The sequence below is a fragment of the Escherichia sp. E14V7 genome, assembly GCF_004212225.1.
In the GTDB taxonomy this organism is placed as follows: Bacteria; Pseudomonadota; Gammaproteobacteria; order Enterobacterales; family Enterobacteriaceae; genus Escherichia.
In genome coordinates, this window is sequence record NZ_RHJJ01000009.1 from 48,319 (window position 1) to 70,801 (window position 22,483).

The 22,483-nt window shown below is 52.0% G+C and carries 22 protein-coding genes; 11 read left to right on the forward strand and 11 right to left on the reverse strand.

Annotation, left to right across the window (positions count from 1 at the left end; genetic code table 11):
- Positions 1-56 precede the first annotated feature (56 nt).
- The gene (gene uvrD / locus D9741_RS10935) at positions 57-2,219 is read left to right on the forward strand and encodes a DNA helicase II (protein ID WP_130219513.1); all 2,163 of its coding nucleotides are present in this window, start codon (positions 57-59) and stop codon (positions 2,217-2,219) included.
- Between the two features lie 106 nt (positions 2,220-2,325).
- On the opposite strand, the gene D9741_RS10940 is transcribed toward uvrD, so the two are convergent.
- Both D9741_RS10940 and D9741_RS10945 read right to left on the reverse strand, forming a co-directional pair.
- Positions 2,326-3,228, reverse strand: coding sequence for an S-adenosyl-l-methionine hydroxide adenosyltransferase family protein (locus tag D9741_RS10940; protein ID WP_130219511.1), 903 nt, complete (start codon positions 3,226-3,228; stop codon positions 2,326-2,328).
- 82 nt (positions 3,229-3,310) lie between these two features.
- The gene (locus tag D9741_RS10945) at positions 3,311-4,075 is read right to left on the reverse strand and encodes a phosphodiester glycosidase family protein (protein ID WP_130219508.1); all 765 of its coding nucleotides are present in this window, start codon (positions 4,073-4,075) and stop codon (positions 3,311-3,313) included.
- Between the two features lie 161 nt (positions 4,076-4,236).
- Between D9741_RS10945 and ysgD the strand changes: the two genes are divergently transcribed.
- On the forward strand, positions 4,237-4,293 hold the full coding sequence (gene ysgD, locus D9741_RS23570) for a protein YsgD (RefSeq protein WP_211180520.1): 57 nt from the start codon (positions 4,237-4,239) through the stop codon (positions 4,291-4,293).
- 150 nt (positions 4,294-4,443) lie between these two features.
- Positions 4,444-5,394, forward strand: a complete 951-nt coding sequence (gene corA / locus D9741_RS10950) for a magnesium/cobalt transporter CorA (RefSeq protein ID WP_130209436.1) — start codon at positions 4,444-4,446, stop codon at positions 5,392-5,394.
- 40 nt (positions 5,395-5,434) lie between these two features.
- Here the strand turns inward: corA and D9741_RS10955 are convergent, their stop codons facing one another.
- The 4 genes from D9741_RS10955 to yigI form a co-directional block, all read right to left on the reverse strand.
- Complete coding sequence (locus D9741_RS10955) at positions 5,435-5,815, reverse strand: DUF2628 domain-containing protein (protein ID WP_000032581.1); 381 nt, start codon at positions 5,813-5,815, stop codon at positions 5,435-5,437.
- A gap of 12 nt (positions 5,816-5,827) precedes the next feature.
- Positions 5,828-6,208 (reverse strand): protein YigG, encoded by a 381-nt coding sequence (yigG, locus tag D9741_RS10960; RefSeq protein WP_276319975.1) that lies wholly within the window; start codon positions 6,206-6,208, stop codon positions 5,828-5,830.
- Positions 6,209-6,302: 94 nt separating this feature from the next.
- Positions 6,303-7,193 (reverse strand): EamA family transporter RarD, encoded by an 891-nt coding sequence (gene rarD / locus D9741_RS10965; protein ID WP_000339104.1) that lies wholly within the window; start codon positions 7,191-7,193, stop codon positions 6,303-6,305.
- Between the two features lie 217 nt (positions 7,194-7,410).
- Positions 7,411-7,878, reverse strand: coding sequence for an acyl-CoA thioesterase YigI (gene yigI, locus D9741_RS10970; protein ID WP_001277142.1), 468 nt, complete (start codon positions 7,876-7,878; stop codon positions 7,411-7,413).
- Positions 7,879-8,043: 165 nt separating this feature from the next.
- Here yigI and pldA point away from each other — a divergent pair, with 165 nt between their 5' ends.
- From pldA to rhtC, 3 genes are all read left to right on the forward strand, one after another.
- On the forward strand, positions 8,044-8,913 hold the full coding sequence (gene pldA / locus D9741_RS10975) for a phospholipase A (RefSeq protein ID WP_130219504.1): 870 nt from the start codon (positions 8,044-8,046) through the stop codon (positions 8,911-8,913).
- Between the two features lie 131 nt (positions 8,914-9,044).
- On the forward strand, positions 9,045-10,874 hold the full coding sequence (gene recQ, locus D9741_RS10980; protein ID WP_130219565.1) for an ATP-dependent DNA helicase RecQ: 1,830 nt from the start codon (positions 9,045-9,047) through the stop codon (positions 10,872-10,874).
- A gap of 63 nt (positions 10,875-10,937) precedes the next feature.
- Positions 10,938-11,558 carry a threonine export protein RhtC gene (rhtC, locus tag D9741_RS10985; RefSeq protein ID WP_000928845.1) on the forward strand — a complete coding sequence of 207 codons (621 nt, stop codon included), beginning with the start codon at positions 10,938-10,940 and terminating at the stop codon, positions 11,556-11,558.
- Between the two features lie 61 nt (positions 11,559-11,619).
- Here rhtC and rhtB read toward each other — a convergent pair whose 3' ends face one another.
- The gene (rhtB, locus tag D9741_RS10990) at positions 11,620-12,240 is read right to left on the reverse strand and encodes a homoserine/homoserine lactone efflux protein (protein WP_130219502.1); all 621 of its coding nucleotides are present in this window, start codon (positions 12,238-12,240) and stop codon (positions 11,620-11,622) included.
- A gap of 110 nt (positions 12,241-12,350) precedes the next feature.
- Between rhtB and pldB the strand changes: the two genes are divergently transcribed.
- The 3 genes from pldB to bioP all read left to right on the forward strand — a co-directional run bounded on the left by pldB (position 12,351) and on the right by bioP (position 15,156).
- On the forward strand, positions 12,351-13,373 hold the full coding sequence (gene pldB / locus D9741_RS10995; protein ID WP_130219500.1) for a lysophospholipase L2: 1,023 nt from the start codon (positions 12,351-12,353) through the stop codon (positions 13,371-13,373).
- A 7-nt stretch (positions 13,374-13,380) separates the two neighbouring features.
- On the forward strand, positions 13,381-14,181 hold the full coding sequence (gene yigL / locus D9741_RS11000; protein WP_064530561.1) for a sugar/pyridoxal phosphate phosphatase YigL: 801 nt from the start codon (positions 13,381-13,383) through the stop codon (positions 14,179-14,181).
- Positions 14,182-14,256: 75 nt separating this feature from the next.
- Positions 14,257-15,156 carry a biotin transporter gene (gene bioP / locus D9741_RS11005; RefSeq protein ID WP_001196233.1) on the forward strand — a complete coding sequence of 300 codons (900 nt, stop codon included), beginning with the start codon at positions 14,257-14,259 and terminating at the stop codon, positions 15,154-15,156.
- On the opposite strand, the gene metR is transcribed toward bioP, so the two are convergent.
- The gene (gene metR, locus D9741_RS11010) at positions 15,044-15,997 is read right to left on the reverse strand and encodes an HTH-type transcriptional regulator MetR (protein ID WP_000573618.1); all 954 of its coding nucleotides are present in this window, start codon (positions 15,995-15,997) and stop codon (positions 15,044-15,046) included. The genes bioP and metR overlap by 113 nt on opposite strands.
- 117 nt (positions 15,998-16,114) lie before the next feature.
- Here metR and metE point away from each other — a divergent pair, with 117 nt between their 5' ends.
- On the forward strand, positions 16,115-18,376 hold the full coding sequence (metE, locus tag D9741_RS11015) for a 5-methyltetrahydropteroyltriglutamate--homocysteine S-methyltransferase (protein WP_130219498.1): 2,262 nt from the start codon (positions 16,115-16,117) through the stop codon (positions 18,374-18,376).
- Between the two features lie 39 nt (positions 18,377-18,415).
- Here the strand turns inward: metE and D9741_RS11020 are convergent, their stop codons facing one another.
- Positions 18,416-19,231 (reverse strand): dienelactone hydrolase family protein, encoded by an 816-nt coding sequence (locus tag D9741_RS11020; protein ID WP_130219496.1) that lies wholly within the window; start codon positions 19,229-19,231, stop codon positions 18,416-18,418.
- Positions 19,232-19,492: 261 nt separating this feature from the next.
- On the opposite strand from D9741_RS11020, the gene udp reads away from it, so the two are divergent.
- Positions 19,493-20,257 carry a uridine phosphorylase gene (udp, locus tag D9741_RS11025; protein ID WP_130209452.1) on the forward strand — a complete coding sequence of 255 codons (765 nt, stop codon included), beginning with the start codon at positions 19,493-19,495 and terminating at the stop codon, positions 20,255-20,257.
- A 211-nt stretch (positions 20,258-20,468) separates the two neighbouring features.
- Here udp and D9741_RS11030 read toward each other — a convergent pair whose 3' ends face one another.
- Positions 20,469-21,959 (reverse strand): tripartite tricarboxylate transporter permease, encoded by a 1,491-nt coding sequence (locus tag D9741_RS11030; protein WP_130219494.1) that lies wholly within the window; start codon positions 21,957-21,959, stop codon positions 20,469-20,471.
- Between the two features lie 12 nt (positions 21,960-21,971).
- Entirely contained in the window at positions 21,972-22,478 is a 507-nt protein-coding gene (locus tag D9741_RS11035; RefSeq protein ID WP_130219492.1) for a tripartite tricarboxylate transporter TctB family protein, read from the reverse strand.
- Positions 22,479-22,483 lie beyond the last annotated feature (5 nt).

The following is a 22,483-nucleotide window of genomic DNA, read 5'->3' on the forward strand; positions in this document are numbered from 1 at the left end:
TTTTGGCGGAGGGCGTTGCGCTTCTCCGCCCAACCTATTTTTACGCGGCGGTGCCAATGGACGTTTCTTACCTGCTCGATAGCCTTAATGACAAACAGCGCGAAGCGGTGGCCGCGCCACGCAGCAACCTTCTGGTGCTGGCGGGCGCGGGCAGTGGTAAGACGCGCGTACTGGTGCATCGTATCGCCTGGCTGATGAGCGTGGAAAACTGCTCGCCATACTCGATTATGGCGGTGACGTTTACCAACAAAGCGGCGGCGGAAATGCGTCATCGTATCGGGCAACTGATGGGCACCAGCCAGGGCGGCATGTGGGTCGGCACCTTCCACGGGCTGGCGCATCGCCTGCTGCGTGCGCACCACATGGACGCCAACCTGCCGCAGGATTTCCAGATCCTCGACAGTGAAGACCAGCTGCGCCTGCTTAAGCGTTTGATCAAGGCGATGAACCTCGACGAGAAGCAGTGGCCGCCGCGCCAGGCAATGTGGTACATCAACAGCCAGAAAGATGAAGGCCTGCGTCCGCATCATATTCAAAGCTACGGTAACCCGGTGGAGCAGACCTGGCAGAAGGTGTATCAGGCGTATCAGGAAGCGTGTGACCGCGCGGGCCTGGTGGACTTCGCCGAGCTGCTGCTGCGCGCCCACGAACTGTGGCTTAACAAGCCGCATATCCTGCAACACTACCGCGAACGTTTTACCAATATCCTGGTGGACGAATTCCAGGATACCAACAACATTCAGTACGCGTGGATCCGCCTGCTGGCGGGCGACACTGGCAAGGTGATGATCGTCGGTGATGACGACCAGTCAATCTACGGCTGGCGCGGGGCGCAGGTCGAGAACATTCAGCGTTTCCTCAATGATTTCCCCGGTGCTGAAACTATCCGTCTGGAGCAGAACTACCGCTCTACCAGCAATATTCTGAGCGCCGCTAACGCCCTGATTGAAAACAACAACGGGCGTCTGGGTAAAAAACTGTGGACCGATGGCGCGGACGGTGAGCCGATTTCCCTCTATTGCGCTTTTAACGAACTCGACGAAGCGCGTTTTGTGGTTAACCGCATCAAGACCTGGCAGGACAACGGCGGGGCGCTTGCCGAGTGCGCGATTCTCTACCGCAGCAACGCCCAGTCGCGCGTGCTGGAAGAGGCGTTATTGCAGGCGAGTATGCCGTACCGTATTTACGGCGGGATGCGCTTCTTCGAACGCCAGGAAATCAAAGATGCGCTCTCGTATCTGCGCCTGATTGCCAACCGCAACGACGACGCGGCCTTTGAGCGCGTGGTCAATACGCCAACGCGGGGTATTGGTGATCGGACGCTGGACGTGGTGCGTCAAACATCGCGCGATCGCCAGTTAACACTCTGGCAGGCATGTCGTGAACTGTTGCAGGAAAAAGCCCTCGCCGGACGTGCAGCCAGTGCCTTGCAGCGGTTTATGGAACTGATCGACGCTTTAGCGCAGGAAACTGCCGATATGCCGCTGCATGTACAGACTGACCGGGTAATTAAAGACTCCGGTCTGCGCACCATGTACGAGCAGGAGAAGGGCGAAAAAGGTCAGACGCGTATCGAAAACTTAGAGGAGCTGGTGACGGCAACGCGCCAGTTCAGCTACAACGAAGAAGACGAAGATTTAATGCCGCTGCAGGCGTTCCTCTCCCATGCGGCACTGGAAGCAGGTGAAGGGCAGGCGGATACCTGGCAGGACGCGGTGCAGTTGATGACGCTACACTCGGCGAAAGGTCTGGAGTTCCCGCAGGTGTTTATCGTCGGGATGGAAGAGGGCATGTTCCCAAGCCAGATGTCGCTGGATGAAGGTGGGCGTCTGGAAGAAGAACGCCGTCTGGCCTACGTTGGCGTAACCCGCGCGATGCAGAAACTGACGCTGACCTACGCGGAAACTCGCCGTCTGTATGGCAAAGAGGTTTACCATCGCCCGTCGCGCTTTATCGGCGAGCTGCCGGAAGAGTGTGTGGAAGAGGTGCGCCTGCGCGCCACGGTAAGCCGCCCGGTTAGCCATCAGCGGATGGGTACGCCGATGGTCGAGAACGACAGCGGCTACAAACTCGGCCAGCGCGTGCGCCACGCCAAGTTTGGTGAAGGCACTATCGTCAATATGGAAGGCAGCGGCGAGCATAGCCGTTTGCAGGTGGCATTCCAGGGCCAGGGAATCAAATGGCTGGTGGCGGCTTACGCCCGGCTGGAGGCGGTGTAATTTACGATCACGTTGCCGGATGCGGTGCTGCGCACCTTATCCGGCCTACGAGAATTGCACCCGCCAGGCCGGATAAGGCGTTTACGCCGCATCCGGCATCAGCACCTTACTTAGCGCACTTCTTCACATCAATATTCCAGTCAGCACCAGACGCAACCTGATGTTTCTGCGCAAAATTATCCATATTCAGCGCCACGGAAACATTCAATAAGCTGTTCAGATACACCATTGGCTGGCCTTCCGGCACATCGCCGAAGCTGGCGACATACGGCATTTTCCCTTCGTATTTTTTCTCGGAACCTTCGGAAATGGTCACACATAACGTATCGTTGAGTTTGATCCCCGCCTGATTCAATAACTCGTCGCTGATATTGCTCCAGACGTTACCGTACTGAATATCGAGAATCGGGATATTGCCCTTCACTTCACCTTTTGTCGCTTTCGCTTTCTGATAAGGCAGTTCGACAACTTTTGCCGGAAGCTCAGGCCCCACCTGCTCAAAGGAAATCGCGCCGGATGCCAGACGCGCACCGGTGTAGGCATACACGTCACGACCGTGGAAGGTATATGACTTTTCGGAACCTTTCAGGCGGTTGGTTTTTTCATCGATTTGCCGGACGCTCTCAATACCCAGCGATTCCGCCACCAAAGTGAGCGTACCGTTATCCGGTGAAACGAAGTATTGACCGTTTTTGGTTTTCAGCACTACCGATTTACGGTCAGTGCCTACGCCCGGATCGACCACACTGACAAACACCGAACCTTGCGGCCAATAACTGGCGGTCTGATACAGGCGATAAGCACCTTCCCAGATGTTATACGGTGGAATTTCGTGGGTTAAATCAAAGATTTTAAGATTATGGTCAACGCCGAAAGCGACCCCTTTCATTGCCGAGACGGCACCATCTTTCAGGCTAAAATCCGTTTGTAAAATCAAAGCGTTATCCGCATAAGCGGACGATGATCCCAGACACGTTAATAAAAATAACGTCGCGAGCTTTTTTTTCATTTTTGTTTCCCTTCATTTATCTGATGATTTTCCAGCTGTATAGCCAGCCCCAGTTTGTCTGGCCTCCTCGAGTGTACAATGTTTAACCTTTTCGCTCGACGGAAATCATGGTGACAAAAGGATAGCGTTGCCAGGGAATCGCTCCGCCTTTCACATACATATGTGAGATAGTGCCATCAAGATAAAGCAGCTGCTCGACGTCCAGTTTCGCTTTGGCATAGCAGGCAAAATCATAAAAATTTGTCGCTTGCTGGCTCAACAAAAACATGGCGTTCCCTTGTTTATTAATCCCAACACCGTTACGAATTTTGCGTGAGGCGACGTTGGGATGAATGCGCGGATTAATTACGCCATTTTCCATCAGCATTGGCCCTGACTGCACCGCAAACTGAATCTCTTTACTGGTTTTAAAGGCATCCAGACGAACGATGCCGACTTTATTTCCCGCAACATAAAAAACGCCGCCAGGACGGATAAAGAAATTACCTTCCCCCGAGGCGAGATTTAACGCCACTTTCTGCTGACCGTTTTCGATGTACAAACCGAGCGGCGCATAGCTTTCATCATAGATGCCGCCGTTCATCACCATCTGAGCTTGCCCCTGGCTATTAATATCCTCCAGCAGTGCATGTAACGTTCCCCACGCTTCGCCATTGGCTTTTTTCCAGTACATTTTCACCCGTTCGGTTTGAGGATTAACGGTATACGCCTGCACAGTCAGCGTTGGGTCAGAGAGCGCGCAGTCATCAGCAGCAACAGCAAACAAGGGGAGCAAGGTGAGGGCGAGAAAAATCCGTTTGAGATTCAAGGTGATCATTCCTTTACCAATGAGTAGCCGATGCGCCATTATAGGTCCTGGATGTGGGATTTTTTTATCCTGTTAATGACCTTGACGAGTACCAAAAAGCGCGAAGTTCAACTATTGTTCTGTGGTGTTCCGTTGCGTGTTGACGGCAAAATTTTGCTGGCGTAACATGCGCGCACGATCACTCTAAGAGGACATTCGCCTTGGACACACCCAGTAGATACTGGCTCACTATCCTGTCATCCAGGATCAACTCCTAAGGCTATCCCCTTTTGCTGATAGCCTTAGCGGTTGTCAGCGACCTCAATTTTCCCGTCGCGCTGAGTCAGGCTGTTTAATGGTCTGAAACTCAATTTGTTTCTGTGTGCCCACCGAACTGTCCGATATATTAAGCATTGGGAGTCCCGGTCATGCTGAGCGCATTTCAACTGGAAAATAACCGACTGACCCGGCTGGAAGTCGAAGAGTCACAACCCCTTGTAAATGCAGTATGGATTGATCTTGTCGAACCGGATGACGACGAGCGACTGCGCGTACAATCTGAACTTGGCCAGAGCCTGGCAACCCGCCCGGAACTGGAAGACATCGAAGCATCGGCGCGTTTCTTTGAAGACGATGACGGCCTGCATATTCACTCCTTCTTCTTCTTTGAAGATGCGGAAGATCACGCCGGTAACTCTACTGTAGCATTTACCATCCGCGATGGTCGTCTGTTTACACTGCGTGAACGCGAGCTGCCTGCATTCCGTCTGTATCGTATGCGCGCCCGCAGCCAGTCGATGGTAGACGGTAACGCTTACGAGCTGCTGCTGGATCTGTTCGAAACCAAAATCGAACAGTTAGCGGATGAAATTGAAAACATCTACAGCGATCTGGAGCAACTGAGCCGGGTGATTATGGAAGGGCGTCAGGGCGATGAGTACGACGAGGCACTCTCCACATTGGCAGAACTGGAAGATATCGGCTGGAAAGTTCGCCTGTGTCTGATGGATACCCAGCGCGCGCTCAACTTCCTGGTACGTAAAGCACGCTTACCGGGTGGGCAACTGGAGCAGGCGCGTGAAATCCTGCGAGATATCGAGTCCCTGCTGCCGCATAACGAATCCTTGTTCCAGAAGGTGAACTTCTTGATGCAGGCAGCGATGGGCTTTATCAACATCGAGCAGAACCGCATCATCAAAATCTTCTCGGTGGTATCCGTCGTGTTCCTGCCGCCAACGCTGGTCGCTTCCAGCTACGGGATGAACTTTGAGTTTATGCCAGAGTTGAAGTGGAGCTTCGGCTACCCGGCAGCGATTATCTTTATGATCCTCGCGGGCCTGGCACCGTATCTGTACTTTAAGCGCAAGAACTGGTTGTAAAAAGAAGGCGGTGGCTTAGCCTGGCTAAGCCATCTCTTATTCAAAGACTCCAGGTATTTAACCCTTTTACTTCTTTCTCATAGAACCATTTGTTCGTGTTAACAGCAACATAGGCTGCTACGGCAATTCCCAGAATGTTAACGCCAATTAGTGCACCAACAAATAGAGATAGAATACCAAGTAATAGAACTATAATTGCTTTTTTCCATAATCCCAGGACAAATAAATATATCCAGGAACAGAAGAAAGCAATGAAATTCATTTGAATAGTTAAGCGTTGTCTTACTTTTAATGCTTTAAATGCTGCTTTATATTCTGGTGTTGCCCCCCAGAATCCAGGAAAACCATGTTGATCATAAAAATTAAATCGATATTTCCATTTTTCACTTAATGAACCATCGTTCATATATTCCTTACTCATAAATACTCCGTACTATTGTTTTGATGAATCAGTAGGTGCAAGCATTAGCATACTGAAAGTGGAAAAGTAGCAAATTAAAAAAATCATCGAACCATTGCCTGAACAGGCAAAATCTTCGGCTATCATTGTGATGATAGAGGTAATATATACTGCCAATGTACCAAAAACATAAGTTTTTATATATATGAAACCACTATCACGGAGTCGTTGGCAATTCATGTTGATGACGAGATAATGGAGTGCGATGGTAGAGACTATAACAAGAAAACCTGCTTCCCCATCGTTAAAAAAGATAATAAGAAAGGCAAAAATGAAATTTATTAAAATAAATGAAAATATATATCGGCGTCTGGAAATCTTACCGTTAGATGTTGGGATAAATATACGCAACATAAATTTTACATCCTTGTGTGAGTCTCCTGTCAGCATGGCAATATGCCCACTCTCATGCAAGAGCAGGCATATTTTTTCAGAATATATTTATTTTTTATTTGGACGTTCTACGCTGCGTATAAATCGCATCCATCACAAAAATTGCCAGCGCCACCCAAATAAAGGCGAAAGTCACCATCTTATCGGCACCTGGTTTTTCACCATAAAACGTCACAGCCAGCAGGAACATCAGCGTCGGGCCAATGTACTGGAAAAAGCCTAACGTTGAGAGACGCAGGCGCGTGGCAGCGGCGGTAAAACACAACAGCGGTACGGTAGTGACAATACCGGCGGCGATCAGCAGTAAATTCAGCGACATAGGGTTTTGCCCCATATGGCTGGTTGAGCTGTCGGCAATAGCAAACAGGTAAATCGCCGCCACGGGCAGCAACCACATGGTTTCGATTAACATGCCGGTTTGCGCTTCAACGGCAATCTTCTTGCGTACCAGGCCGTAGAAGGCAAAACTAAACGCCAGCCCCAGCGCGATGATTGGCAGCGAACCAAAAGTCCACAGCTGGACCAACACGCCACATATCGCCAGAATCACCGCCAGCCATTGCATCCGGCGGAATCGCTCGCCGAGGAAAATCATCCCCAGCACTATATTCACCAGCGGATTAATAAAGTACCCAAGACTGGCTTCCAGCATATGGTGATTGTTCACCGCCCAGATAAACAGTAGCCAGTTGCCGCCAATCAGCACGGCAGAGACTGCCAGCATAAAAATTTTCTGTGGCGTCTGAATCAGCGTTTTTAAATAGGACCACTGGCGGCAGATGCTCATCAGTACCACCATAAAGAAAAACGACCAGATCACGCGATGCGTCAGGATCTCATCGGCGGGCACGTAGTAAATCAGCTTGAAGTACGCTGGGGCGATACCCCAAATAAAATAAGCGGCAAGAGCGAGTAATACGCCCTGCCGCGTTTGTTTTGCATCCATTGGAAAACTCATTTTTTGTTGTTGATAGCAGTTGACCTGCTCAGTTTGCTGACAAAGTGTGCTTTGTTCATGCCGGATGCGGCGTTAACGCCATATTCAGCCTACAAAACTATGCAAATTCAATATATTGCATTTCTCTGGTAGGCCTGATAAGCGTAGCGCATCAGGCAATTTTGCGTTTGTCATAAGTCTCAGCAGTTTACCTGCTTTTATGTATTCAACCTACCATATAGGTGGCGGTAGCACTGGCAATATAAAGCTGTTCTTCATTATGCAGTTCAACGCGGGCGACGGCGACTTTATTACCCGCACGCAGCAGGCTACTGGTAGCTGTAAAACGCTCGCCTCTGCCTGGACGTAGATAATCGACGCGAAGATCAATTGTCCCCATCCGCGATAGCCGCTGGCGCAGTTCATCCTCACTGATGGTTTCGTGGCGGGTTAAGGTGCTACCTACACACACCAGACCCGCGGCGACGTCCAGCGCCGACGCAATGACCCCACCGTGCAAAATGCTTTGCGCCCAGTTACCAACCATCATCGGCTGATTTTTAAAGGCCAGCTGTGCAAATTCTTTTTCGTAACGCTCCAGCTCCATCCCCAATGCGCGGTTAAATGGCATGTGATAAACAAACATTTCACCCACTAATTTCAGGGCTTGTTCGGCGGTCAGTACGGCAGACATATCATCCTTACACCTCATTGGTTAATGAAATGTTGATTTTATGCTTCTTTGTTGTTGGTTTCTACTTTAGGAAGGGATAACTAACGGCAATTGAGTTAAGTATGTAAAATAGCCCGCAGAAAAAATATTCATCTAATCAATAATTCGTTACGGAGAACACGAGCGATGCGGACTCTACTGGGCTGCTTGTTGCCGATGTGTATGCTGCCGATAGTGGCAAATGCGCAAGAGGCAACGGTGAAAGATGTGCATGACGCGCCAGCAGTACGTGGCAGCATTATCGCCAATATGTTGCAGGAGCATGACAATCCTTTCACCCTTTATCCTTATGACACCAACTACATCATCTATACCCAAACAAGTGATCTCAATAAAGAAGCGATAGCCAGTTACGACTGGGCAGAAAACGCGCGTAAGGATGAAGTAAAGTTCCAGTTGAGCCTGGCGTTTCCGCTGTGGCGTGGGATTTTGGGGCCAAACTCTGTACTGGGCGCCTCCTACACCCAGAAATCCTGGTGGCAGCTTTCTAATAGCGATGAGTCATCACCGTTTCGTGAAACTAACTACGAACCGCAATTGTTCCTCGGTTTTGCCACCGATTATAGTTTTGCTGGCTGGACGTTGCGCGATGTGGAAATGGGCTACAACCACGACTCAAACGGACGTTCAGACCCGACTTCCCGTAGCTGGAACCGTATCTACACCCGCCTGATGGCAGAGAACGGCAACTGGCTGGTGGAAGTGAAACCGTGGTATGTGGTGGGTAATACGGACGATAACCCGGATATCACCAAATATATGGGTTACTACCAGCTTAAAATTGGTTATCACCTCGGTGATGCTGTGCTGAGCGCGAAAGTGCAGTACAACTGGAACACCGGTTATGGTGGTGCGGAGTTAGGCTTAAGCTACCCGATCACTAAACATGTGCGTCTTTATACCCAAGTCTACAGCGGCTATGGCGAATCGCTCATCGACTATAACTTTAACCAGACCCGCGTCGGTGTGGGAGTTATGCTAAACGACCTGTTCTGATGTGAGTTGATTGAAAGGCAAATCTGGAATCCAGCATCCAGGATTACCCTCTCAGAGACTAAAAGCATTGCAGTTTCTCGCGCAGGCGCTGAAAATAGCGCCTGTTTTTATTTCAGGCAATCGGGGTGAATGTGGCGCAGGCGGAAGTGTTGAATCTGGAGTTCGGAGCTAAGCAGGTTTTACAAGAAACCTTTGGCTACCAACAGTTTCGCCCTGGTCAGGAAGAGATTATCGACACCGTACTTTCCGGTCGCGATTGCCTGGTCGTCATGCCCACTGGTGGCGGAAAATCCCTTTGCTATCAAATTCCTGCCTTATTGCTAAACGGCCTTACCGTGGTTGTTTCACCGCTGATTTCGTTGATGAAAGATCAGGTGGATCAACTGCAAGCCAACGGCGTGGCGGCGGCGTGCCTTAACTCGACGCAAACCCGCGAGCAGCAACTTGAAGTGATGACAGGCTGTCGTACCGGGCAAATTCGTCTGCTTTATATCGCCCCGGAACGCCTGATGCTGGATAACTTCCTTGAGCATCTGGCGCACTGGAATCCGGTGTTATTAGCCGTTGATGAAGCGCACTGTATCTCCCAGTGGGGCCACGATTTCCGCCCGGAATATGCCGCGCTCGGTCAGCTGCGTCAGCGTTTTCCGACGCTGCCGTTTATGGCGCTAACCGCCACCGCCGACGACACCACGCGCCAGGATATTGTGCGCCTGCTGGGGCTGAACGATCCGCTAATTCAAATTAGCAGTTTTGACCGTCCGAATATTCGCTACATGCTGATGGAGAAGTTCAAACCGCTCGATCAGTTGATGCGTTACGTGCAAGAACAGCGCGGTAAGTCGGGCATTATCTACTGCAACAGCCGGGCGAAAGTAGAAGACACAGCCGCGCGTCTGCAAAGTAAAGGAATTAGCGCGGCGGCGTATCATGCCGGGCTGGAAAATAATGTCCGCGCCGATGTGCAGGAAAAATTTCAGCGCGATGACCTGCAAATTGTGGTGGCGACGGTGGCGTTCGGCATGGGCATCAATAAACCGAACGTCCGCTTCGTGGTGCATTTTGATATTCCGCGCAATATCGAATCCTATTATCAGGAAACCGGTCGCGCCGGGCGTGATGGCCTGCCCGCGGAAGCGATGCTGTTTTACGATCCGGCTGATATGGCGTGGCTGCGCCGTTGTCTGGAAGAGAAGCCGCAAGGGCAATTGCAGGATATCGAGCGCCATAAACTCAATGCGATGGGCGCATTTGCCGAAGCGCAAACTTGCCGTCGTCTGGTGTTGCTGAACTATTTTGGCGAAGGTCGTCAGGAACCATGTGGTAACTGCGATATCTGCCTCGATCCGCCGAAACAGTACGATGGTTCAACCGATGCGCAGATTGCCCTTTCCACTATCGGTCGCGTAAATCAGCGGTTTGGGATGGGTTATGTGGTGGAAGTGATTCGTGGTGCTAATAACCAGCGTATCCGCGACTATGGTCATGACAAACTGAAAGTCTATGGCATGGGCCGTGATAAAAGTCATGAGCACTGGGTGAGCGTGATCCGCCAGCTGATTCACCTCGGCCTGGTGACGCAAAATATTGCCCAGCACTCCGCGTTACAGCTGACAGAAGCCGCGCGCCCGGTGCTGCGCGGCGAATCCTCTTTGCAACTTGCCGTGCCGCGTATTGTGGCGCTCAAACCGAAAGCGATGCAGAAATCGTTCGGCGGCAACTATGACCGTAAACTGTTCGCTAAATTACGCAAACTGCGTAAATCGATTGCCGATGAAAGCAATGTCCCGCCGTACGTGGTGTTTAACGACGCAACCTTAATTGAGATGGCGGAACAGATGCCGATCACCGCCAGCGAAATGCTCAGCGTTAACGGCGTTGGGATGCGCAAGCTGGAACGCTTTGGCAAACCGTTTATGACGCTTATCCGCGCGCATGTTGACGGCGACGACGAAGAGTAGTCAGCGGCATAAAAAAGTGCCAGGATGAACATTCCGTAAACGTTTTCCCCGCGAGTCAATTGTATGTTGATGTTATTCCTCACCGTTGCCATGGTGCACATCGTGGCGCTTATGAGCCCCGGTCCCGATTTCTTTTTTGTCTCTCAGACCGCTGTCAGTCGTTCCCGTAAAGAAGCGATGATGGGTGTGCTGGGCATTACCTGCGGCGTAATGGTTTGGGCTGGGATTGCGCTGCTTGGCCTGCATCTGATTATCGAAAAAATGGCCTGGCTGCATACGCTGATTATGGTAGGTGGTGGCCTGTATCTCTGCTGGATGGGTTATCAGATGCTGCGTAGCGCACTGAAAAAAGAGGTTGTTTCTGCACCTGCGCCACAGGTAGAACTGGCGAAAAGTGGGCGCAGTTTCCTGAAAGGTTTACTGACCAATCTCGCCAATCCGAAAGCGATTATCTACTTTGGTTCGGTATTCTCGCTGTTTGTCGGCGATAACGTCGGCACCACCGAGCGCTGGGGCATTTTCGCGCTGATTATTGTCGAAACGCTGGCATGGTTTACCGTCGTTGCCAGCCTGTTTGCCCTGCCGCAAATGCGCCGTGGTTATCAACGTCTGGCGAAGTGGATTGATGGTTTTGCCGGGGCGTTATTTGCTGGATTTGGCATTCATTTGATTATTTCGCGTTGATGCCAGACGCGTCATCAGAGTAAGTCGGATAAGGCGTTTACGCCGCATCCGACATTATTTTTCACGCATGCCTTGCCGATGCCAACAGCGCTCCCACCAGCATAAACAGCGAGCCGAAAATCTTATTCAATGCCTTCATTTGTTTCGGCCCTTTTATCCATAACGCGATCCGTTGGGCGAGCGTGGCGTAACCGATCATCACAATAATATCGACCACAATGGTGGTGACGCCGAGCACGATATACTGCATAACTTGCGGCTGCTGCGGCATGATGAATTGCGGAAATAGCGCTGCCAGAAACACAATACTTTTAGGATTGGTGAGATTCACAAACACGGCCCGTTGGTACAGATGACGCCGTGATTGGGTCGGAGTCAGCGACTTAAGGTCAATTGCACCAGCGGCGCGCCACTGCTGGATCCCCAGCCAAATCAGGTAAGCCGCGCCTGCCCACTTCAACACTTCAAACGCAATCACTGAGCGGGAAAATAGCGTCCCCAATCCCACGCCAACCAGCACAATATGAATCGCCAGCCCGGTTTGTAAACCAGCAATAGACGCCACTGCGCCACGATAACCGTGGTTAAGGGAAGTGGTCATGGTATTGATTGCGCCAGAGCCTGGCGACAAGCTTAAAATGATCGATGTCAGCAGGTAGGCAAACCACCATTCTAAAGTCATGATGAACTCCCGGTGTGTCTATTTTTGTGCCACAATACGCTACTGTTGCAGCGTTGTGTCAGGCACGCTTAAAAAAACGATTTTACGTGGTTTAAGAGGCAGATTACCCGATGTTTCAGCAGCAAAAAGACTGGGAAACAAGAGAAAAAGCGTTTGCTGCTTTTACCATGGGACCGCTGACTGATTTCTGGCGTCAGCGTGATGAAGCAGAGTTTGCTGGTGTGGATGACATTCCGGTGCGCTTTGTCCGTTTTCGCGCGCAGCACCATGACCGGGTGGTCGTCATCTGTCCGGGGCGCATTGAGAGCTACGTAAAATATGCGGAACTGGCCTACGACCTGTTTCACCTGGGGTTTGACGTATTAATCATCGACCATCGCGGGCAAGGGCGTTCTGGTCGTCTGTTAGCCGATCCACATCTCGGCCATGTTAATCGTTTTGATGATTATGTTGATGATCTGGCGGCGTTCTGGCAACAAGAGGTCCAGCCAGGTCCGTGGCGTAAACGCTATATACTGGCCCACTCGATGGGCGGCGCAATCTCCACTCTGTTCCTGCAACGCCATCCTGGCGTGTGCGATGCCATTGCACTGACCGCGCCAATGTTCGGCATTGTGATTCGCATGCCGTCATTTATGGCGCGGCAGATCCTAAACTGGGCCGAAGCGCACCCACGTTTTCGCGATGGCTATGCGATAGGCACCGGGCGCTGGCGCGCCTTGCCGTTTGCCATCAACGTGCTTACCCACAGCAGGCAGCGATATCGGCGCAATCTACGCTTCTATGCTGATGACCCAACAATTCGTGTCGGCGGGCCGACCTACCATTGGGTACGTGAAAGTATTCTGGCCGGAGAACAGGTGTTAGCCGGAGCAGGTGATGACGCCACGCCAACGCTTCTCTTGCAGGCTGAAGAAGAGCGCGTGGTGGATAACCGCATGCACGACCGTTTTTGTGAACTTCGCGCCGCCGCGGGCCACCCTGTAGAAGGAGGTCGACCGTTGGTAATTAAAGGTGCGTACCACGAGATCCTTTTTGAAAAGGACGCAATGCGCTCAGTCGCGCTCCACGCCATCGTTGATTTTTTCAACAGGCATAACTCACCCAGCGGAAACCGCTCTACAGAGGTTTAAATTTCTTATGTACCAGGTTGTTGCGTCTGATTTAGATGGCACGTTACTTTCTCCCGACCATACGTTATCCCCTTACGCCAAAGAAACTCTGAAGCTGCTCACCGCGCGCGGCATCAACTTTGTGTTTGCGACTGGTCGCCACCACGTTGATGTGGGGCAAATTCGCGATAATCTGGAGATTAAGTCTTACATGATTACCTCCAATGGCGCGCGCGTTCACGACCTCGATGGCAATCTGATTTTTGCTCATAACCTGGATCGCGACATTGCCAGTGACCTGTTTGGCGTGGTCAACGACAACCCGGAGATCATTACTAACGTTTATCGCGATGATGAATGGTTTATGAATCGCCATCGCCCGGAAGAGATGCGCTTTTTCAAAGAAGCGGTATTCAATTACGCGCTGTATGAGCCGGGATTGCTGGAGCCGGAAGGTGTCAGCAAAGTGTTCTTCACCAGTGATTCCCATGAAAAACTTCTGCCACTGGAGCAAGCGATTAACGCTCGCTGGGGCGATCGCGTCAATGTCAGTTTCTCTACCTTAACCTGCCTGGAAGTCATGGCTGGCGGCGTTTCAAAAGGCCATGCCCTGGAAGCGGTAGCGAAGAAACTGGGCTACAGCCTGCAAGATTGTATTGCCTTTGGCGATGGAATGAACGATGCCGAAATGCTGTCGATGGCGGGTAAAGGCTGCATTATGGGCAGCGCGCATCAGCGCCTGAAAGATCTGCATCCAGAGCTGGAAGTGATTGGTACTAACGCCGAAGACGCAGTGCCGCATTATCTGCGTAAACTCTATTTATCGTAATCGTTCTTTATTTAGTCAGTTGTCAACCTGATACTTCGCTACAATGGATACTCGTTAATCAAAGAGTTTTCCATTGTGGCGCTACTTATCATCACCACGATTCTGTGGGCCTTCTCCTTTAGCTTTTATGGCGAGTACCTTGCGGGGCACGTCGATAGCTATTTTGCGGTGCTGGTGCGCGTTGGCCTGGCGGCACTCGTTTTTCTGCCGTTTCTGCGTACCCGTGGCAATAGCCTGAAAACGGTCGGCCTGTATATGCTGGTGGGCGCGATGCAGCTTGGCGTGATGTATATGCTGAGTTTCCGTGCTTATCTCTACCTGACGGTTTCCGAGTTGTTGTTATTTACCGTGCTGACGCCGCTCTACATCACGCTGATTTATGACATCATGAGTAAGCGCCGTCTGCGCTGGGGCTATGCCTTTAGCGCCTTGCTGGCGGTGATTGGTGCCGGGATTATTCGCTATGATCAGGTTACCGACCACTTCTGGACCGGCCTGCTGCTGGTGCAGCTCTCCAACATCACTTTCGCCATCGGCATGGTGGGTTACAAACGCCTGATGGAAACTCGCCCGATGCCACAGCATAACGCCTTTGCGTGGTTCTATCTCGGCGCGTTCCTGGTGGCGGTGATTGCATGGTTCTTGCTGGGAAATGCGCAGAAAATGCCGCAAACCTCGCTGCAATGGGGCATTCTGGTGTTTCTTGGCGTGGTGGCTTCCGGGATTGGCTACTTTATGTGGAACTACGGCGCAACCCAAGTAGACGCCGGAACGCTGGGCATTATGAATAATATGCACGTTCCGGCAGGGCTGCTGGTAAACCTGGCTATCTGGCACCAACAGCCGCACTGGCCAACGTTTATTACAGGCGCGCTGGTGATCCTGGCCTCACTGTGGGTGCATCGTAAGTGGGTCGCTCCGCGCTCTTCACAAACGGCAGATGATCGCAGGCGTGATTGCGCGCTGAGCGAATAAACGCTTCCGTAATCGGCTGACGCTGCTCGCCATCGCGCACTGCGGCGTACAGTCGGCTCCACAAGCCTTCGCCCAGGGTTTTGGTGACCACCAGACCCTGGCGCTCAAAACTCTCTACTACCCAATGCGGCAGGGCGGCAATGCCCATTCGCGCAGCAACCATCTGAATCAACAATAAGGTGTTATCGACGCTTTTCAGTGACGGGCTGACGCCTGCCGGCTGAAGAAAATGCCGCCAGACATCCAGTCGGCTACGCTGCACCGGATAAATCAATAGCGTCTCGCTGGCGAGATCTTCCGGAGTGATACGCGTTTTCGCCGCCAGTGGATGGTCAGGTGCTAACACCAGACGCACTTCATAATCGAACATCGGCGAATAATGCAGTCCACTGCGCGGCAGAATATCGGACGTCATCACCAGATCCAGCTCGCCCTGTTGCAACGCGGGCTGCGGGTCAAACGTCACGCCCGATTTAAAGTCCATCTCGACCTGCGGCCAGTTCTTATGGAAATTTTCTAACGCGGGCGTCAGCCACTGAATACAGCTATGGCACTCAATGGCAATGCGCAGGCGTGTCTGCTGCGGTTCATTACAGGCTTGCAGTGCCTGGCTGATTTGCGGCAGCACCTGGTTTGCCAGTTGCAACAGGATTTCTCCCTGCGGTGTAAAGCGAAGCGGCTGGCTTTTACGCACAAATAGCCGGAAGCCAAGACGTTGTTCCAGATCGCTAAACTGGTGAGACAGGGCGGATTGCGTCTGATGCAACGTCGCCGCAGCGGCTGCGAGCGAGCCGCAGTTCCGCAACGCTTGTAGCGTTTTCAGGTGTTTTACTTCGATCATGAAAGTCCTTCACTTCGGCATGAATAATTTGCGCTTGAGGAATATACAGTAACTGGCAAATATGGATGTGTAAACATCTGGACGTCTAAATACTAAAAATTCCACAAGGGGCATATAATGACAATTCTTAATCACACCCTCGGTTTTCCTCGCGTTGGCCTGCGTCGCGAGCTGAAAAAAGCGCAAGAAAGTTATTGGGCGGGGAACTCCACGCGTGAAGAACTGCTGGCAGTAGGGCGTGAATTACGTGCTCGTCACTGGGATCAACAAAAGCAAGCGGGTATCGACCTGCTGCCGGTGGGCGATTTTGCCTGGTACGATCATGTACTGACCACCAGCCTGCTGCTGGGTAACGTTCCGGCGCGTCATCAGAACAAAGAGGGTTCGGTAGATATCGACACCCTGTTCCGTATTGGTCGTGGACGTGCGCCGACTGGTGAACCTGCGGCAGCGGCGGAAATGACCAAATGGTTTAACACCAACTATCACTACATGGTGCCGGAGTTCGTTAAAGGCCAACAGTTCAAACTGACCTGGACGCAGCTGCTGGAGGAAGTGGACGAGGCGCTGGCGCTGGGCCATAAGGTGAAACCTGTGCTGCTGGGGCCGATTACCTACCTGTGGCTGGGTAAAGTGAAAGGTGAGCAATTTGACCGCCTGAGCCTGCTGAACGACATTCTGCCGGTTTATCAGCAAGTGCTGGCAGAACTGGCAAAACGCGGCATTGAGTGGGTACAGATCGACGAACCCGCGCTGGTACTGGAACTGCCGCAGGCGTGGCTGGACGCATACAAACCCGCTTACGACGCGCTCCAGGGGCAGGTGAAACTGCTGCTGACTACCTATTTTGAAGGCGTCACACCAAACCTCAACACGATTACTGCGCTGCCTGTTCAGGGGCTGCATGTTGACCTCGTGCATGGCAAAGATGACGTTGTTGAACTGCACAAGCGTTTGCCTTCTGACTGGCTGCTGTCTGCGGGACTTATCAATGGTCGTAACGTCTGGCGCGCCGATCTTACCGAGAAATATGCACAAATTAAGGACATTGTCGGCAAACGTGATTTGTGGGTGGCATCTTCCTGCTCACTGCTGCACAGCCCCATCGACCTGAGCGTGGAAACGCGTCTTGATGCAGAAGTGAAAAGCTGGTTTGCCTTCGCCCTACAAAAATGTCATGAACTGGCACTGCTGCGCGATGCGCTGAACAGTGGTGACACGGCTGCTCTGGCAGAGTGGAGCGCCCCGATTCAGGCGCGCCGCCACTCTACCCGCGTCCATAATCCGGCGGTAGAAAAGCGTCTGGCGGCGATCACCGCGCAGGACAGTCAGCGTGCGAATGTCTATGAAGTGCGTGCTGAAGCCCAGCGTGCGCGTTTTAAACTGCCAGCGTGGCCGACCACCACGATTGGTTCCTTCCCGCAAACCACGGAAATTCGTACCCTGCGTCTGGATTTCAAAAAGGGCAATCTTGACGCCAATAACTACCGCACGGGCATTGCGGAACATATCAAGCAGGCCATTGTTGAGCAGGAACGTTTGGGACTGGATGTGCTGGTACATGGCGAGGCCGAGCGTAACGACATGGTGGAATACTTTGGTGAGCACCTCGACGGTTTTGTCTTTACGCAAAACGGTTGGGTACAGAGTTACGGTTCCCGCTGCGTGAAGCCACCGATTGTTATTGGTGACGTTAGCCGCCCGGCACCGATCACCGTAGAGTGGGCGAAGTATGCACAATCGCTGACCGACAAACCGGTGAAAGGGATGCTGACTGGCCCGGTGACGATTCTCTGCTGGTCGTTCCCGCGTGAAGATGTCAGCCGTGAAACCATCGCCAAACAAATTGCGCTGGCGCTGCGTGATGAAGTGGCGGACCTGGAAGCCGCTGGAATTGGCATCATCCAGATTGATGAACCGGCACTGCGCGAAGGTTTACCGTTGCGTCGCAGCGACTGGGATGCCTATCTCCAGTGGGGCGTGGAGGCTTTCCGTATCAACGCCGCCGTGGCGAAAGATGACACACAAATCCACACTCACATGTGTTACTGCGAGTTCAACGACATCATGGATTCGATTGCGGCGCTGGATGCAGACGTCATCACCATCGAAACCTCGCGTTCCGACATGGAGTTGCTGGAGTCGTTCGAAGAGTTTGATTATCCGAATGAAATCGGTCCAGGCGTCTATGACATTCACTCGCCAAACGTACCGAGCGTAGAATGGATTGAAGCCTTGCTGAAGAAAGCGGCAAAACGCATTCCGGCAGAGCGTCTGTGGGTCAACCCGGACTGTGGCCTGAAAACGCGCGGCTGGCCAGAAACCCGCGCCGCGCTGGCGAACATGGTACAGGCGGCGCAGAATTTGCGTCGGGGGTAAAATCCAAACCGGGTGGTAATACCACCCGGTCTTTTCTCATTACAGCGACTTCTTCCCACCATACTGCTTAAACCATTCCAGCATACGCTGCCAGCCATCTTCTGCAGATGCGGCATGATAGCTCGGGCGATAATCAGCGTTGAATGCATGCCCGGCGTCCGGGTACACGATAATCTCTGCTTTCGCATTAGCAGCCCGCAGCGCCTGGCGCATCGTTTCCACGCTCTCCTGCGGAATGCTGTTATCCTGGCCGCCATATAAGCCGAGAACCGGAGCGTTAAGATCGGTTGCGATATCAACAGGTTGTTTCGGTGAATTCAGTGACTTATCGCCCGTCAGTTTGCCGTACCACGCAACTGCGGCTTTTAACTGTGGATTATGCGCGGCATACAGCCAGGCGATGCGTCCGCCCCAGCAAAATCCGGTGATCATTAAACGATGGACATCGCCGCCGTTGCGTGACGCCCAACTGGCGACATGATCGAGATCGGCCAATACCTGTGAGTCAGGTACTTTTGCCACCAGACCACTTAGCAGCGTTGGGATATCGGCGAAATCATTCGGATCGCCTTCGCGGAAATAGAGTTCTGGTGCGATAGCCAGATACCCCTCCAGCGCCAGACGGCGACAAATATCGCGGATATGTTCATGCACGCCAAAAATTTCTTGCACTACAATGACCACTGGCAGTGGGCCATCGCTCTGCTTTGGGCGAGCATGGTAAGCAGGCATGTTATCCCCTTGCGAAGGGATAGAGGTGAACCCTGCCACAATCGCATCTTCCGGAGTCTGAACGATGGTTGAGGCGAGGGGCGATGCAGCAGGTGCAAATCCAGATTGTTGTGTTGTTGCCATGGTATTCTCCGTACCCTTATAAAAATTTTGCGCAATGTTAACTATAGTCAGCATGCAACAAATCACATTGCCTGAATCGGCTCATCTTTTATGCAACAACACACGGTAAAGAGTTATTTATGTGATTTAAATCACTTTTATCGGGTAAATGCATGCAACACATTTGCGTCATGGTGATGGGTGTCACGAAAAAATGTTAAATCCTTCGGTAAAGTGTCTTTTTGCTTCTTCTGACTAAACCGATTCACAGAGGAGTTGTATATGTCCAAGTCTGATGTTTTTCATCTCGGCCTCACTAAAAACGATTTACAAGGGGCTACGCTTGCCATCGTCCCTGGCGACCCGGATCGTGTGGAAAAGATCGCCGCGCTGATGGATAAGCCGGTTAAGCTGGCATCTCACCGCGAATTCACCACCTGGCGCGCAGAGCTGGATGGTAAACCTGTTATTGTCTGCTCTACCGGTATCGGCGGTCCGTCTACTTCTATTGCTGTTGAAGAGCTGGCACAGCTGGGCATTCGCACCTTCCTGCGTATCGGTACGACGGGTGCTATTCAGCCGCATATTAATGTTGGTGATGTATTGGTTACCACGGCGTCTGTTCGTCTGGATGGCGCGAGCCTGCACTTTGCTCCGCTGGAGTTCCCGGCTGTCGCTGATTTCGAATGTACGACTGCACTGGTAGAAGCCGCGAAATCCATTGGCGCGACCACCCACATTGGTGTGACTGCTTCTTCTGACACCTTCTACCCGGGCCAGGAACGTTATGACACATACTCTGGTCGCGTAGTCCGTCACTTTAAAGGTTCTATGGAAGAGTGGCAGGCGATGGGCGTGATGAACTATGAAATGGAATCTGCAACGTTGCTAACCATGTGCGCAAGCCAGGGCCTGCGTGCGGGTATGGTGGCGGGCGTTATCGTTAACCGCACCCAGCAAGAGATCCCGAATGCTGAGACGATGAAACAAACTGAAAGCCATGCGGTGAAAATCGTGGTGGAAGCGGCGCGTCGTCTGCTGAAATAAAAAAATGCTCCCTGGCTTAGGGGAGCATTCCGATTGTTGTTAACGTGTGCTTTGTTCATGCCGGATGCGGCGTGAACGCCTTATCCGGCCTACAAAAGCATGCAAATTCAATATATTGCATTTCTGTGGTAGGCCTGATAAGCGCAGCGCATCAGGCAATTTAGCGTTTGTCATCAGTCTCATACTCCCCAACGTCGGGGAGCGATATCAATTACTGACGCCGTAAGCGCATAATTTTGCGGATTATTGGCGTCAGCAGCGTAAAGGCAGCCAGTATCAGCAATGCCAGAGTGATCGGTCGGGTATACAGAAAGTCGAGTGAACCCCCTGAAAGCGACAGCGCGCGGCGAAAATTACTTTCTGCCATAGGCCCCATAATCAATGCCAGGACCACTGGCGACGCCGGATATCCCCCTTTCTGCATGAAATAGCCTACCACGCCTGCAATCAGCATAATGCCGACATCAAACAGGCTGTTGTTCAGCGCATAAGTCCCGACCACACAAAGCGCGAGGATCATCGGCGTGAGAATATTGCCGGGGATCTTCACCACGTTGCCGATGACTTTCAGAGAAAGAATTCCAAGCACTAGCAGCATGAAGTAACAGAAGATCATACCGACAAACAGCGTATAAACCATATCGCCGTGGTCGGTAAACATCAGTGGGCCTGGCTGCATCCCCTGTAAGGTTAACGCGCCCAGCATGATGGCGGTTACCGCATCGCCAGGGATCCCCAGCGTCAGCATAGGTAACAATGCGCCACCGGTGCAGCCATTCGCGCCTGCCTCACAGGAGGCCACCGCCTTAATCTCACCTTTACCAAAGTTTTCTGGTGTCTTACTGAAACGACGAGTTTCGTTATAGGCAACAAAAGCTGCAATATCCGCTCCTGCACCGGGGATCATGCCGATAAAAACCCCTAATCCTGATGAGCGCAAAATAGTTAATGCGATACGGCGTAGTGTTTGCCAGGGCAGTAACAGACTGCCGATAGCTACCTTCGCACCCTGACGAATTTGCTGATTTTGCTCCATAGAGCGGAATGCTTCTGAAGCAGCAAATAAACCAATCATCACCGGGATAAATGGCACATTCATCAGCTCCACAAATCCACCTGTAAACCGTGGAAAACCGCCCATTGGATCAAGGCCTATCGTTGCGATCAGCAATCCGCCAACCCCGGCAATCAGCCCTTTAATCAACGACTCACCGGAAATACTGGCAATAATGCTCAGCCCGAAAGTTGCCAGGGCAAAGGACTCTGAAGCACTAAACTTCAACGCCCAACTGGCAAGTACCGGAGAGAGAAACATCAGTACGATAATGCTGATCGTTCCGCCACTAAAGGAAGAAAACGTGGCGGCACTCAACGCCAGCCCGGCTTTTCCCTGCTTCGTCAGCTCATAACCGTCAATGGCGGTGGCAGCGGCGGCAGGCGTTCCGGGAATTTTGAGCAAAATTGCGGTGATAGAGCCGCCGTAGACGCCACCAAAAAAGACACCGCAAATCATCAACAAGCCAGAAACAGGCTCCATGCCGTAGGTGAAAGGCAGCAAAATCGCCACACCCATGGTCGCTGTCAGACCAGGCAGAGCGCCAATCACAATACCCAGCATCACCCCAAAAGTGGCAAACAGCAGCGCCTGAGGATTATTGAGTAATGTCGAAAAACCCTGAGTTAAAAGTTCACTTTCAAACATTGCTGGCCCCTGTTATTCGAAAAATGTGCCGACAGGCAATGGCACCTGTAACGCTTCGACGAACAGCAACCAGAGGATTGCCGTTAACAACAGCGCAATACCCGGTGTGAGTACCCATCGCCTGTAGCCCATCAACGTCATAATGACGATGAGGAAAACAGGAGTAGTAATGAGATAACCGCAGTAGCTCATCGCCACAATATAAACCGCGGTTGCCGCAATTCCCGTTGCCGTTTTCCTGAATGCCGGTTTTTCCTGTGCTTTGGCGCAAGATTCTGGTTTTGCCAGCAAAAGATCACGTATCACCAGCAAGACAGCGAGCACAATCAGGGCGCAGGCATAGAAGGTAGGGAAGGCACTTGCACCGGGATCCGTTTCAATGGCAGTTGCTGGAAAATCAGCGGCATTAATCATCACTGTGCCAGCAACTACGCAAAGTAACAGCGCCACCACCACGGTGGATGAAAGGCGCTTGCGGTGCGGTACGGCGAGTTGAGCAACAGACTGTTTTGTGTTCATCGACC

Excerpts from the sequence above, each read along its gene's own strand:
- uvrD (WP_130219513.1), top strand. The coding sequence starts at position 57 with ATGGACGTTTCTTACCTGCTCGATAGCCTTAATGACAAACAGCGCGAA.
- D9741_RS10940 (WP_130219511.1), bottom strand. The coding sequence starts at position 3,228 with ATGAAAAAAAAGCTCGCGACGTTATTTTTATTAACGTGTCTGGGATCA.
- D9741_RS10945 (WP_130219508.1), bottom strand. The coding sequence starts at position 4,075 with ATGGCGCATCGGCTACTCATTGGTAAAGGAATGATCACCTTGAATCTC.
- corA (WP_130209436.1), top strand. The coding sequence starts at position 4,444 with ATGCTGAGCGCATTTCAACTGGAAAATAACCGACTGACCCGGCTGGAA.
- D9741_RS10955 (WP_000032581.1), bottom strand. The coding sequence starts at position 5,815 with ATGAGTAAGGAATATATGAACGATGGTTCATTAAGTGAAAAATGGAAA.
- yigG (WP_276319975.1), bottom strand. The coding sequence starts at position 6,208 with ATGTTGCGTATATTTATCCCAACATCTAACGGTAAGATTTCCAGACGC.
- rarD (WP_000339104.1), bottom strand. The coding sequence starts at position 7,193 with ATGGATGCAAAACAAACGCGGCAGGGCGTATTACTCGCTCTTGCCGCT.
- yigI (WP_001277142.1), bottom strand. The coding sequence starts at position 7,878 with ATGTCTGCCGTACTGACCGCCGAACAAGCCCTGAAATTAGTGGGTGAA.
- pldA (WP_130219504.1), top strand. The coding sequence starts at position 8,044 with ATGCGGACTCTACTGGGCTGCTTGTTGCCGATGTGTATGCTGCCGATA.
- rhtC (WP_000928845.1), top strand. The coding sequence starts at position 10,938 with ATGTTGATGTTATTCCTCACCGTTGCCATGGTGCACATCGTGGCGCTT.
- rhtB (WP_130219502.1), bottom strand. The coding sequence starts at position 12,240 with ATGACTTTAGAATGGTGGTTTGCCTACCTGCTGACATCGATCATTTTA.
- pldB (WP_130219500.1), top strand. The coding sequence starts at position 12,351 with ATGTTTCAGCAGCAAAAAGACTGGGAAACAAGAGAAAAAGCGTTTGCT.
- yigL (WP_064530561.1), top strand. The coding sequence starts at position 13,381 with ATGTACCAGGTTGTTGCGTCTGATTTAGATGGCACGTTACTTTCTCCC.
- metR (WP_000573618.1), bottom strand. The coding sequence starts at position 15,997 with ATGATCGAAGTAAAACACCTGAAAACGCTACAAGCGTTGCGGAACTGC.
- metE (WP_130219498.1), top strand. The coding sequence starts at position 16,115 with ATGACAATTCTTAATCACACCCTCGGTTTTCCTCGCGTTGGCCTGCGT.
- D9741_RS11020 (WP_130219496.1), bottom strand. The coding sequence starts at position 19,231 with ATGGCAACAACACAACAATCTGGATTTGCACCTGCTGCATCGCCCCTC.
- udp (WP_130209452.1), top strand. The coding sequence starts at position 19,493 with ATGTCCAAGTCTGATGTTTTTCATCTCGGCCTCACTAAAAACGATTTA.
- D9741_RS11030 (WP_130219494.1), bottom strand. The coding sequence starts at position 21,959 with ATGTTTGAAAGTGAACTTTTAACTCAGGGTTTTTCGACATTACTCAAT.
- D9741_RS11035 (WP_130219492.1), bottom strand. The coding sequence starts at position 22,478 with ATGAACACAAAACAGTCTGTTGCTCAACTCGCCGTACCGCACCGCAAG.